The sequence below is a fragment of the Paractinoplanes ferrugineus genome, assembly GCF_016862195.1.
Classification (GTDB): Bacteria; Actinomycetota; Actinomycetes; order Mycobacteriales; family Micromonosporaceae; genus Actinoplanes; species Actinoplanes ferrugineus.
Window position 1 is genome coordinate 129,752 of sequence record NZ_BOMM01000051.1, and the last position, 12,205, is coordinate 141,956.

The 12,205-nt window shown below is 68.3% G+C and carries 10 protein-coding genes; 2 read left to right on the top strand and 8 right to left on the bottom strand.

The genetic code is table 11. The features are described 5' to 3' along the window. Positions 1-29: 29 nt before the first annotated feature. Positions 30-1,214, top strand: coding sequence for an MFS transporter (locus Afe05nite_RS28930; RefSeq protein WP_203820388.1), 1,185 nt, complete (start codon positions 30-32; stop codon positions 1,212-1,214). A 464-nt stretch (positions 1,215-1,678) separates the two neighbouring features. On the opposite strand, the gene Afe05nite_RS28935 is transcribed toward Afe05nite_RS28930, so the two are convergent. After that, positions 1,679-2,680 (bottom strand): polyprenyl synthetase family protein, encoded by a 1,002-nt coding sequence (locus tag Afe05nite_RS28935; RefSeq protein WP_203820490.1) that lies wholly within the window; start codon positions 2,678-2,680, stop codon positions 1,679-1,681. Between the two features lie 467 nt (positions 2,681-3,147). Here Afe05nite_RS28935 and Afe05nite_RS28940 point away from each other — a divergent pair, with 467 nt between their 5' ends. Further along, positions 3,148-3,954, top strand: coding sequence for an inositol monophosphatase family protein (locus Afe05nite_RS28940; protein ID WP_203820389.1), 807 nt, complete (start codon positions 3,148-3,150; stop codon positions 3,952-3,954). A gap of 168 nt (positions 3,955-4,122) precedes the next feature. Here Afe05nite_RS28940 and nuoN read toward each other — a convergent pair whose 3' ends face one another. The 7 genes from nuoN to nuoH are packed head-to-tail and all read right to left on the bottom strand — an operon-like array spanning position 4,123 to position 12,200. Continuing rightward, complete coding sequence (gene nuoN, locus Afe05nite_RS28945; protein WP_203820390.1) at positions 4,123-5,655, bottom strand: NADH-quinone oxidoreductase subunit NuoN; 1,533 nt, start codon at positions 5,653-5,655, stop codon at positions 4,123-4,125. A gap of 2 nt (positions 5,656-5,657) precedes the next feature. Further along, positions 5,658-7,199: an NADH-quinone oxidoreductase subunit M gene (locus tag Afe05nite_RS28950; protein ID WP_203820391.1), complete on the bottom strand. Its 1,542-nt coding sequence runs from the start codon at positions 7,197-7,199 to the stop codon at positions 5,658-5,660. Beyond that, positions 7,196-9,121 carry an NADH-quinone oxidoreductase subunit L gene (gene nuoL, locus Afe05nite_RS28955; protein WP_203820392.1) on the bottom strand — a complete coding sequence of 642 codons (1,926 nt, stop codon included), beginning with the start codon at positions 9,119-9,121 and terminating at the stop codon, positions 7,196-7,198. The genes Afe05nite_RS28950 and nuoL overlap by 4 nt, the downstream gene beginning before the upstream one ends. Positions 9,122-9,133: 12 nt before the next feature. After that, positions 9,134-9,433 (bottom strand): NADH-quinone oxidoreductase subunit NuoK, encoded by a 300-nt coding sequence (gene nuoK / locus Afe05nite_RS28960; protein WP_203820393.1) that lies wholly within the window; start codon positions 9,431-9,433, stop codon positions 9,134-9,136. Between the two features lie 10 nt (positions 9,434-9,443). Beyond that, entirely contained in the window at positions 9,444-10,193 is a 750-nt protein-coding gene (locus Afe05nite_RS28965) for an NADH-quinone oxidoreductase subunit J (RefSeq protein WP_203820394.1), read from the bottom strand. Next, positions 10,190-10,840 carry an NADH-quinone oxidoreductase subunit NuoI gene (gene nuoI / locus Afe05nite_RS28970; RefSeq protein ID WP_203820395.1) on the bottom strand — a complete coding sequence of 217 codons (651 nt, stop codon included), beginning with the start codon at positions 10,838-10,840 and terminating at the stop codon, positions 10,190-10,192. The genes Afe05nite_RS28965 and nuoI overlap by 4 nt, the downstream gene beginning before the upstream one ends. A gap of 1 nt (position 10,841) precedes the next feature. Then, positions 10,842-12,200, bottom strand: a complete 1,359-nt coding sequence (nuoH, locus tag Afe05nite_RS28975; RefSeq protein ID WP_438869089.1) for an NADH-quinone oxidoreductase subunit NuoH — start codon at positions 12,198-12,200, stop codon at positions 10,842-10,844. Positions 12,201-12,205 lie beyond the last annotated feature (5 nt).

A 12,205-nucleotide genomic window follows, 5' to 3' on the forward strand; every position in this document is an offset into this window, starting at 1 on the left:
ATGCATTCTGCCGGCTTAGTCTGCGAGAGATGGCCGCCAGCAAGATCGAATTTGAGCACAACGCATCGACCAGCGTGAACGTCGTCAGACCGCTACGCGCAGCGACCGGTGCCCTCACCACGACGATCGCGGTGTCGGTTCCGGTGTTCCTGGTCGGCGGTCTCGCCGTGCAACTCGGCGACGATCTCAACTTCTCCCCCGCCGGGCTCGGACTGGCCGTCTCCGCCTACTTCGGCGTCAGCGCGCTCGCCTCGATCCCGGCGGGCGCCCTCGTCGAACGCTACGGCGCCGTGCGGATCTCCCGGCTCGGCATCGGACTCGCGGCCGCCTCGATGCTCGGTATCGCACTGTTCGCGAGTGCACTGTGGAGTCTGATCGCGATCCTGGCCCTCGGCGCCGGCGCGAACGCGATGGGACAGCTCGCCAGCAACACCAGTCTGTCCCGGCACGTTCCGCCCGGCCGACAGGGGTTGTCGTTCGGCGTGAAACAGGCCGCGATCCCGGTGAGCACGCTGCTGGCGGGAGCGGCGGTGCCGACTGTCGCTCTGACCCTCGGCTGGCGGTGGGCGTTCGCTCTCGTCGCTTTCCTGGCGCTGATGGCCGTCTTCCTGGTGCCCGGGTCACGGGATTCACCTACCGTTCCCGACAAATCGGAAAAGAGGGCTACCGGCGCGCTCGTAGTCGTCGGTCTCGCCGCCACCCTCGCCGCCGCCTCAGCCAACGCACTCGGCACCTTCCTCGTCGACTCCGCCGTCGCCCGCGGCATCTCCCCCGGCTCGGCCGGCCTGGCGCTCACGCTCGGTAGCGCTGTCTGTGTCACTGCCCGCATCCTCGGCGGCTGGCAGGCCGACCGCCGCCCCGGCCGTCAAGTCGGCGTCATCTCCGGACTGCTCGCCTGCGGAGCCGCCGGGCTGCTCCTGCTCGCGGTGCCCGGACAGGTCGCCCTGGTGGCGGGGGTCGTGCTCGGCTTCGGCTTCGGGTGGGCCTGGCCCGGCCTGATGAACTTCGCCGTGGTCCGGCTGCATCCCCAAGCTCCGGCGGCGGCCACCTCCATCACCCAGACCGGGGTGTACGCCGGAGGTTGCATCGGCCCGCTCGGACTGGGCACGCTCGCCACCGTTGTCGGCTATCCGGCGATGTGGTTGACCGCAGCCGGGGCGATGGTCGGTGCCGCTGCCCTGATGTTGGTGGGCAGCCGCCTCCTCAAGCGGTAGGTGTCGGGTGCTTCAACGGCTGACTGAGATGGTGGCGGGTTCGCGTCGATCTTGGGCTCTTGGCGGGTCCCTTTTCCCTTGCCAACGGGGCCTCGGGACACTCGGAGGGCCCTTTTTCCTTGACGAACGGCACACCCTGACTGGCTGGTCTGACATTCAGTGCGAAACGGTCTGGTGAGTGATGCTCGCGCCGAAGCTCGGGATCGCGCCCGCCGGTCCGTCGCGGTCGCTCGGCGGCTCGCAGTTCCCCGGCGGGACCAGCCGGGCGAAGATCAGCACAAATTCCGTGAAAGGGGTCTCCAGCGGACTCCGAGGCCCCACATTCACGGAAGAAGGGTCCAGATCTTGCGAACGCCGGAGTGATTTGCCGCTTTTGCGAAAAATCGGCCCCAGGGTCGACGATCCAAGGCCAGCGCTGCGGAGCCCGCCCCTCTCGCGGGGACGGGCAGCGGGGGGTGGCTAGCTCAGCTGGTGCGGTCTGCGATGTAGTCGCAGAGCGCCTCCATGGCCCGCTTCGCCTCGCCGGCCGGAAGGGGCGCCAGCTGGGAGCGTGCTTCCTCGGCATAATTGCGGACGGTCTCGCGCGCGCGCTTCATGGCGGCGGACTCGCGCAGCAGCGTCAAAGCTTCGGCGTGCAGGGCGTCGTCGGTGATCGGGCCGGTGGCGAGGATCTCGCGCAGGCGCACCGCCGAGGCGTCGGTGTTGTCGTCGTCGGCCAGCGCGTAGAGCACCGGCAGGGTCGGCACACCCTCACGCAGGTCGGTGCCGGGAGTCTTGCCCGACTGCACCGACTCGGACGAGATGTCGAGCAGGTCGTCGGAAAGCTGGAACGCGATGCCGATCGTCTCGCCATAACCCGCGAGGGCCTCGACCATGACGGGTGCCGCGCCGGAGAACAGGCCGCCGAACCGCGCCGACGTCGCGATCAGCGAGGCCGTCTTTTCCGTGATGACGTGCAGATAGTGCTCGATCGGATCTTTGCCCCGGGCACCCACGGTTTCGGCGATCTGACCGTGCACGAGCCGCGAGAACGTGCGCGCCTGCAGTCGGACGGCCTCAGGGCCGAGCGAGGCGGCGATGTCCGAGGCGCAGGCGAACAGGTAGTCGCCGACCAGGATGGCGACCGAATTGCCCCACCGCGAGTTGGCGCTGGGCGCACCCCGGCGAACGGGCGCCTCGTCCATGACGTCGTCGTGATAAAGCGTCGCAAGGTGGGTCAACTCGACCACGTTTGCCGCGGCGACGATCTCGGGCGCCTCCGGATTGCCGAACTGCGCGCCCAACGCCACGAGCAGCGGGCGGAACCGCTTTCCGCCGGCATCGGCGAGATGCCGCGCGGCCTCGGCCACCAGCGGATCCGCGCTGGCCACGTTGGCCCGAAGCGCCACCTCCACAGCGGCCAGCGTCGCTGTGACCGAGGCATCGACGGCGGGGTCGATGTCAAGGCCAAGCGCCGAAAGCGTCATGTCACCGGTGCTCACCACGCTTTCACGATGCCACATGGGTCCGACAGTTCCGGGGCCAGGGGGCACAAGATCAAAATCTTTATCAAGTACGACCTGCACCAGTTCCGCCGATGCGCACAAGCCGTGTGCTGGGTCACCCGCCGCGTGCGACCCCGGGTGGGCCCGCGACCTACGCTCCAGCCCCTGACCGCGCCGATCCGCGCCAGTCCCGCGCCGCCACATCACCCCAGAACCGACCTGCACGACCGCCTTGGTTCCGCCCCCAGCCCCGCCTGCACACGCCCCCTCGGCCAGCCGCAGAAGCCGCGGGGCCGCGGGACCGCGGGGCCAGGCGATGGGAGCGGCCGAGCAGCCGGGGCGGCCAAGCGGCGGGCGGCCGGCGTGCGGGGCGGCCGGCGGGCGGGGCGGCGGGGCGGCGGGCGGGCGGGCGGGGCGATCAATTACGGGCAGTGTGGTTTGGTCTATTCATGATGGTCGACGAGGGTGGACTGGCTGTGGCGGGGGCGGCCGTGGTGCGCGAGTGGTTTGGGCGGCCGGTGTCGCGGGTGGACAAAGGCGGTGGGGACTTTGCCACGTCGGCTGACATCGCGGCGGAAGAGGCGGTTGTGGCGGTTCTGCGGGCGGAGCGGCCGGGTGACTCGGTGCTGGGTGAAGAGTCCGGACTGACCGGGTCGGGGGAGCGGACCTGGCTGGTCGATCCGCTCTGCGGGACGCTCAACTTCGCGGCCGGCACCACGATGGTTGCGGTGAACGTGGCGTTGCGGTCAGGGCGGGACATTTTGGCCGCGGCGTCGGCTGATCCGTTTGCTGACGAGGTCTTCTGGACCGGTGGGGAGGGGGCGTTCCGGCGGCATGCGGGGGTCGACGAGCCACTTCGGCCCAGTGGGGGTTCGCGCCTCGTCGACCTCAACCTTGACCCGCCGTTCCCGAGTGCGCCCGGATTTCGGGCGGTCGACTTGCTCGCGCATCCAGGATTCGGAGTTTCGTTCAGTCCGCGGGTGCTGTCCACGACCCTGCCGCTGGCGTGGGTGGCGGCCGGGCGGCGGGCGGCCTACCTCTCCGACGGCCACCGGGACTGGACTGTGCACTCGGCGGCGGGCATCACGCTGTGCCGCGCGGCGGGATGCGTCGTGACCGATCTGGCGGGCCAACCGCTGCACAGTGCCTCGAGAGGGCTGCTGGCCGCGGCCGACGCCGAGACGCACGCGGCCCTGCTGGCGTTGATCGGCGAGAGCGGGGAGTTCGGGGCGATCAGTTTCGGGCAGTCGGCGTAAGCCCGACGTTGCGCGAGAGGCGCGGCACGCGCTGGGTCGCGCCCGGCTCGCGGGTGCGCCAGGGGAGGCGTGGTTTGCGGTCGTCGGCCGGGTGGCCCGTACTCGAAGAAGGAGCGAAAGCCGAAGGCCCCGGCCTTGGGCAGCCGGGGCCTTTCGGGAGAACGACAGCTATCTGATGAACTGGGCGGCGTCCTGGCTGAGGTCGATCAGCGGGGCCGGGACCACGCCGAGGAGGAAGGTCGCCAGCACGCCGATGGTCAGCGCGGCCGCGGTCATGAATCCGGGGATCGAGACCGTCGGGGTGGTCTCGCCCGGCTCGTTCAGCCACAGCAGCACGACGACCCGGAGGTACGGGAAGGCGATCAGCATGCTGGAGATGACACCGAAGATCACCAGCCAGGTCTGGCCACCCTCGACGGCTGCCCCGAAGACCGCGAACTTGCTGGTGAAGCCGCTGGTCAGCGGGATGCCGGCGAAGGCCAGCAGGATGAACGAGAAGGCCATCGCGAACAGCGGGCTCTTGCGGCCCAGACCGGCCCAGCGGGACAGGTGGGTCGCCTCGCCGTCGGCGTCGCGCACCAGGGTGATGATCCCGAACGCGGCGAGGACCGAGAAGCCGTACGCCACCAGGTAGAACATCGTGCTGCTCAGGCCCTCCTTGTTGAGCGCCAGGGCACCCACGAGCAGGTAGCCGGCGTTCGCGACGGAGGAGTAGGCGAGCAGGCGCTTCATGTCGGTCTGGGTCACCGCGAGAACGGCGCCGACCAGCATGGTGAGGACCGCGACCGTGCCGAGGACCGGCTGGAAGTCCCAGCGGACGCCCTCGAACGACACGTACAGCACGCGAAGCAGCGCACCGAACGCGGCCACCTTGGTGCAGGCCGCCATCAGAGCGGTGATCGGCGTGGGCGCGCCCTGGTAGACGTCCGGCGTCCACACGTGGAACGGCGCGAGCGCGGCCTTGAACAGCAGACCGATCGCGACCAGCGCCAGACCGCCGTAGAGCAGGATCTCGCTGCGCTGCGGGTTGGCGACCGCGTCGTGCACGGCGCCGAGCGAGATGCCGCCCGCGTAGCCGTAGATGAGGGCCACCCCGAACAGGAAGAACGCCGACGCGTACGAGCCGAGCAGGAAGTACTTGAGCGCGGCCTCCTGGCTGAGCAGGCGACGCCGGCGAGCGAGCGCGCACAGCAGGTACAGCGGCAACGAGAAGACCTCGAGCGCCACGAACATGGTCAGCAGGTCGTTCGCCGAGACGAACAGCAGCATGCCACCCAGCGCGAACAGCGTCAGCGGGTAGACCTCGGTGGCACCGGGCTGGTCACCAGCCTGCCGCACGTCCTTCTGCGAGCCGACGGTGACTGCCGCCTGGGAGACGAACGGCCCGCCCCGCTCCAGCGACCGCTCGCCGATCAGCATCAGCGAGACGGCACCGAGCGCCAGGATGGAGCCCTGCAGGAACAGGGTGGGTCCGTCGACCGCGACCGCGCCGCCGATGGTGATCTTGCGGGTGCCGTGGGCGACGATCACCGCGACGAACGACGCCACGACCGCCAGGAACGACAGGCCGAGCTGGACGCCGTGCCGGGACCGGCGCGGCACCAGAGCCTCCACGAGGATGCCCACACAGGCAGCCCCGAAGAGGATCAGCATCGGCATCAGTGCGCCGTAATCGATGTCGGGAAGTTTGAGGTCTCCCATGGCTAGCGAGCCACCCCTCCGTTAGCAGTGACCGCCGTCGGTCCCGGATCGGTCTTCCCGACGTCCTGCATGGTGGCCTGGACCGCCGGGTTGATCACATCGGTGACCGGCTTCGGGTAGAAGCCGAGCAGCAGCAGCAGAAGGACCAGCGGGGCGACCACGACCTTCTCCCGCAGCGTCATGTCCTTGCGCATGGCCGGCACCTCTTCGAGGGCCGGGTTGAGCGTGCCCTGGGTGGTGCGCTGCACCATCCAGAGGACGTAGGCGGCGGCCAGGATGATGCCCACCGTCGCGATCACGGCGTACGCCTTGTGCACGGTGAACGTGCCGATCAGCACCAGGAACTCGGAGACGAACGGCGCCGTACCGGGCAGGGCCAGCGAGGCCAGACCAGCGAAGAACAGCACCCCGGCGAGGAGCGGCGTGAGCTTGCCCGCGCCGCCGAAGTCGCTGACCAGGCTGGAACCGCGCCGGGCCACGTACATGCCGACGACGATGAACAGCAGGCCGGTGGCCAGACCGTGGTTGACCATGTAGAGCACCGAGCCGGTGCCGGCCTGCGTGGTGAAGGCGAAGATGCCGACCCCGATGAAACCGAAGTGCGCGATCGACGTGTACGACACCAGGCGCTTCAGGTCGTTCTGGCCGATCGCCAGCAGCGCCGCGTAGAGGATGCCGATGACCGCCAGGACCAGCGCGGCCGGCGCGAACCAGCGCGACGCCTCCGGGAACAGCGGGAGGCAGTAGCGCAGGATGCCGAACGTGCCGACCTTGTCCATCACCCCGACGAGCAGCGCGGCGGCACCGGCGGGCGCGGCCCCACCTGCGTCCGGCAGCCAGGTGTGGAACGGGAAGAACGGTGCCTTGATCGCGAAGGCGATGAAGAAGCCGAGGAACAGCCAGCGGGCGGTGTTCTGGTCGATCTCCCCGACCGACTGGAGCAGCCGGGTGAAGTCGAAGGTGTGCCCGCCGAGCACCCACAGCCCGATCACGGAGGCCAGCATGAACAGGCCGCCGACCAGGCTGTAGAGGAAGAACTTGACGGCCGCGTACTGCCGCCGGGCCCCGCCGAACGAGCCGATGATGAAGTACATCGGGATCAGCATGACCTCGAAGAACACGTAGAACAGGAACACGTCGGCGGCCGCGAAGACGCCGATCATCGTGAACTCGAAGGCGAGCAGCAGAGCGAAGTACGTCGGCGCGGACCGCTGCCCGTCGTCGACGTCGTGCCAGGACGCCAGGATCACGACCGGCATGAGCACCGCGATCAGCATCAGCATGACCAGCGCGATGCCGTCGGCCGCGAACGTGAAGCGCGCGTCCCACGAGGGGATCCACTGGTAGGACTCGTGGAACTGGAAGCGGTCCCCGCCGGCCTTGAAGGCGACCCACATGAAGATGCTCAGGGCCAGCACGACGAGCGACCAGGCGAGCGTGACCCGCTTGGCCAGCTCCGCCTTCCGGCGCGGGATGCAGGCCACCACGACCGCGCCCACCAGGGGCAACAGGGTCAGGATGGAGAGAAAGGGAAAGTCGTTCACGCCAACCACCCCAGCTGGATCGCGAGGAAGGCGCCGACCACGAGCACGGCACCGGTGAGCATCGAGAGGGCGTACGAGCGGACGAACCCGGTCTGTAGCCGCCGTATCCGTCCGGAACTGCCGCCGACGCCCGCCGCGATGCCGTTGACGATGCCGTCGATGCCCCGGTTGTCGAGGTACACCAGCGCGCGCGTCAGGTAGATGCCCGGACGCTCGAACACCGCCTCGTTGAAGGCGTCGGTGTACAGGTTGCGCCGCGCGGCGGTGACCACCGCACCGGCCGGCTGCTCCTGCAGGGCGGTGCCCTTGCGGAACAGCGCCCAGGCGAGGCCGGCCCCGGCGACCGAGACCACCAGCACCAGGATCGAGATGACCGCGGGCGGCATGACCGGGTCGTGCTCGCCTTCCCCGGTGACCGGCTCGAGCCACTGCGGGATCGCCGAGTGCCGGCTGAGCAGGAAGCCCGCCACGATCGAGCCGAGCGCGAGGAGCATCAGCGGCACGGTCATGATGAACGGCGACTCGTGCGGGTGCTTGTTCTGCTCGGTGTAGCGCTCCGGTCCGTGGAACGTGAGCACGAACAGCCGGGTCATGTAGAACGCGGTCAGCCCGGCACCGAGCAGTGCCGCCGTGCCGAACAGCCAGGACGTCCAGTCACCGCGGGCGTACGCCGCCTCGATGATCGGGTCCTTGGAGAAGAAGCCGGACAGCGGCGGGATGCCGATGATCGCGAGCCAGCCCATCATGAAGGTGAGCCAGGTCCACCTCATGTGCTTGCTCAGCCCACCGAACCGCCGGATGTCCTCCTCGTCGTGCATGCCGTGCATGACCGAGCCGGCCCCGAGGAACATGTTGGCCTTGAAGAAGCCGTGCGCCACCAGGTGGATGATCGCCAGGGCGTACGCCCCGCCGCCGAGCCCGACGCCGAGGAACATGTAGCCGATCTGGCTGACCGTCGACCAGGCCAGGACCCGCTTGATGCCGTCCTTCGCGGAGCCGATGATGCAGCCCATCAGCAGGGTGAAGGCACCGACGCTGACCACGACCGTCTGCAGCGTGTGGTTGGCCGAGAAGATGTGGTTGGAGCGGGCGATCAGGTAGACACCCGCGGTGACCATGGTCGCGGCGTGGATGAGGGCGGAGACCGGGGTCGGGCCCTCCATCGCGTCCGGCAACCAGGCCTGCAGCGGGAACTGACCGGACTTACCGGCGGCGCCGAGCAGCAGCAGGAGGCCGAGCACCAGCACCGTGGTGCCGGACAGCGCGGTGACGCCGTTGAAGACGTCCGAGTACTGCGTGCTGCCGAGCGTGGCGAACATGATGAAGATGCCGATGGCCAGGCCGGTGTCGCCGACCCGGTTCATCAGGAACGCCTTCTTGCCGGCGGTCGCCGCGGCCGGCCGGCCGTACCAGAAGCTGATCAGCAGGTACGACGCGAGACCCACGCCCTCCCAGCCGAAGTACAGCATCACGTAGTTGTTGCCGAGGACCAGCAGAAGCATGGCCGCGACGAACAGGTTGAAGTAACCGAAGAACCGGCGACGTCCGGGGTCGTGCTCCATGTAGCCGACCGCGTACAGGTGGATCAGCGATCCGACCCCGGTGATCAGCAGGACGAAGACGCCGGACAGCGGGTCGAAGAGCAACCCGAAGTCGACGTGCAGGTTCCCGACCGTGATGAAGTCCCACATGCTCAGCTCGGCCGAGCGGTGTTCCGCGTCGAGCCCGCCGAGCTGGATGAAGAAGACCAGCCCGAGCACGAAGGAGGCCGCCACCGCGAGGACGCCGAGCCAGTGCCCCCACTTGTCGGCGCGCTTGCCGAGGAGCAGGAGAACCGCGGCACTCGCGAGCGGAATGGCCACCAAAAGCCAGATTCCGCTCAACGCTCCCGTCGCGTGGGCATACTCCACTGTCTGTTCCACAGGAAGGCCCCTTTAGTACTTGAGGAGGTTCGCGTCGTCGACGCTCGCGGAGCGTCTAGTACGGAAGATCGACATGATGATGGCCAGACCCACCACGACCTCGGCTGCCGCGACGACCATCACGAAGAACGAGATGATCTGACCGTCGAGGCTGCCGTTGATCCGGCTGAAAGTGACCAGGGCAAGGTTGGCCGCGTTGAGCATGAGCTCGATGCACATGAACAAGACGATCGCGTTGCGGCGGATGAGCACCCCGGAGGCACCGATGGTGAACAGGATCGCCGCAAGGACGAGATAGTAGTCAGGCGTCACTTCGCAGCCCTCATTTTTCGGTGCCCTTCGGAGCGATCTCTTGGGCGGTCAGCTCACGCACGGGCAGGATCGGCGAGATGCTCCGCTCGGACCCGTTGCCGTCCGGCAGCCGGGCCGGCGCGGCCACCGACATGGTGTTGGCGTAGACACCCGGGCCGGCCTTCGCACCCGGGTAGTTGCCCGGACGGAAGCGCTGGGTCATCCGGGTGACCTGGTTGACGACCTCGCTCTTCGCCCGCTCGACGTGGGCCAGCACCATCGCGCCGACGGCCGCCGTGATCAGCAGGGCCGAGGTGACCTCGAACGCGAAGACGTAGCGGGTGAACAGCAGACTCGCCAGGCCCTGCACGTTGCCGCCGTTGGCCGCGTTGGCCTCGTTCAGGCCGACCGTGGGGGTGTCGCCGAGCGCGCGGGCCAGGCCGGTTCCGACCAGGGCGGCGAACCCGACGCCGAGCACGATGGCGGCGATCCGCTGGCCGCGCAGTGTCTCGATGAGCGAGTCGGACGCGTCCCGGCCGACCAACATGATCACGAACAGGAACAGCATCATGATCGCGCCGGTGTAGACGATGATCTGCACCGCACCGAGGAACGGCGCCGCGTTCATCACGTACATGAAGCCCAGGCTGAGCATCGTCGTGACGAGCCACAGCGCCGAGTGCACCGCGTTTCGGGCGATCACCATGCCGAGCGCACCGATGACGGCGACCGTGCCGAGAATCCAGAAACCCACGGCCTCAGCGGTGGAGACGTGGTTCATCGCACGGTCTCCTTCGGCTGGTCGTGCGCGTCCCCGCGGCGGCTGGTGCCGGCCGTCTCCGGCCGGTCGCCGGGCTGGTCGGCGGCATCGTGCGTGCCGGACTCCGACCATGGCGCCCGCTCGGCGCCCTTGGAGGTGCCGGGGTTGGTCAGCGCGCCGATGTAGTAGTCCTTGTCGGTCTCACCCAGACGCATCGGGTGCGGCGGCTGCTCCATGCCCGGCAACAGCGGGGCAAGCAGTTCCTTCTTCGTGAAGATCAGGTCCTGCCGGCTGTCGCGGGCCAGCTCGTACTCGTTGCTCATGGTCAGCGAACGGGTCGGGCAGGCCTCGATGCACAGGCCGCAGAAGATGCAGCGGGCGTAGTTGATCTGGTAGATGCTCGCGTACCGCTCACCGGGCGAGAAGCGCTGCTCGTCGGTGTTGTCGCCACCCTCGACGTAGATCGCGTCGGCCGGGCAGGCCCAGGCACAGAGCTCGCACCCGATGCACTTCTCCAACCCGTCCGGGTGCCGGTTGAGGATGTGCCGGCCGTGGTAGCGCGGCGCCGGCTTCGGCGGCGAGAACGGATAGTCGGTCGTGATGACCTTGCGGAACATGTGCGCGAAGGTCACCCCGAAGCCCTTGAAAGAGCCGGTGAAAGTCCCCACGTCACACCTCCTTGTTTTCGGTGTCGCCGCCGACGGTGGCGGGGGTGCGTTCGGCCACCGCGCGGCGGGCCCGCGGGCTCGGGGGTACCTGCAGGTCCATCGGGGGCACCGGGAAGCTGCCCGGCGGGCGGGCCGCCAGTTGCTCCTCGACGGACAGCTGCCGTGGCTTGCGCTGGCTCGGCCAGAACATGGCCACCAGCAGTACGACGACCACGAGACCGCCGATGCTCAGCCACTTGGACCGCTCGGACATCTCGTTGTTCGCGATCTTGACGTACGACAGGAAGAGGATCCACACCAGGCTGACCGGGATGAGGATCTTCCAGCCGAGCCGCATGAACTGGTCGTAGCGCATCCGGGGCAGCGTCGCCCGCAGCCAGATGAAGCCGAACAGGAAGATCAGGACCTTGACGAAGAACCAGATCATCCCGAACCAGCCGGAGTTGGCGCCGTGCCAGACCGCGGTGATCGGCCACGGCGCACGCCACCCACCGAGGAAGAGGGTGGTACAAAACGCCGACACGGTGATCATGTTGATGTACTCGGCGAGGTAGAACATCGCGAACTTGAACGACGAGTACTCCGTCTGGAAGCCGCCGACCAGCTCCGACTCGGCCTCGGGGAGGTCGAACGGGGCCCGGTTGGTCTCACCCACCGCGGCGATCATGTAGATGACGAAGCTCGGGAAGAGCAGCACCGCGTACCAACTCGGCGTGGTCAACTCCATGCCGAACAGGTGGAACGGGTTGCCTTCGGCCTGTGCCTTGACGATCTGCGAGGTGCTCATCGTGCCGGCGGTCATGAAGACCGCGACGATCGACAGACCCATCGCGACCTCGTACGAGATCATCTGCGCGCTGGACCGCAGACCACCCAGCAGCGGGTAGGTCGAGCCGGACGCCCAGCCGGCCAGCACCACGCCGTAGACGCTCATCGAGGAGCAGGCCAGCAGCACCAGCACCGAGACCGGCACGTCGGTGAGCTGCAGCGCGGTCTTGTGGCCGAACATGCTGACCACCCCGCCGAACGGGATGACCGAGAACGCGGTGAACGCGGTCGTCGCGGAGATCACCGGAGCGATGAAGTAGACCACCTTGTCGGCGGTCTTCGGGATGATCTCCTCTTTGAATGGAAGCTTCAGCCCGTCCGTAAGACTCTGCAGCCAGCCGTTCGGCCCGACCTGGTTGGGGCCCGGGCGGACCGCCATCCGAGCCACGACCTTGCGCTCGTAGTTGATCGTGAAAAGAGTCAGCAGCAGCAGGATCACGAAGACCCCGAGCAGCTTGATCAGCGTGATCCACCAGATGTCGTCCTCGAACGTCTGGAGGCTCGGATCCGTGGCGTGCGCCGCCACCATCATCGAGT

What these genes read in the sequence shown, in the direction of transcription:
- Afe05nite_RS28930 (WP_203820388.1), top strand. Translation starts at nt 30, where the DNA reads ATGGCCGCCAGCAAGATCGAATTTGAGCACAACGCATCGACCAGCGTG.
- Afe05nite_RS28935 (WP_203820490.1), bottom strand. Translation starts at nt 2,680, where the DNA reads ATGACGCTTTCGGCGCTTGGCCTTGACATCGACCCCGCCGTCGATGCC.
- Afe05nite_RS28940 (WP_203820389.1), top strand. Translation starts at nt 3,148, where the DNA reads ATGATGGTCGACGAGGGTGGACTGGCTGTGGCGGGGGCGGCCGTGGTG.
- nuoN (WP_203820390.1), bottom strand. Translation starts at nt 5,655, where the DNA reads ATGGGAGACCTCAAACTTCCCGACATCGATTACGGCGCACTGATGCCG.
- Afe05nite_RS28965 (WP_203820394.1), bottom strand. Translation starts at nt 10,193, where the DNA reads ATGAACCACGTCTCCACCGCTGAGGCCGTGGGTTTCTGGATTCTCGGC.
- nuoH (WP_438869089.1), bottom strand. Translation starts at nt 12,200, where the DNA reads ATGATGGTGGCGGCGCACGCCACGGATCCGAGCCTCCAGACGTTCGAG.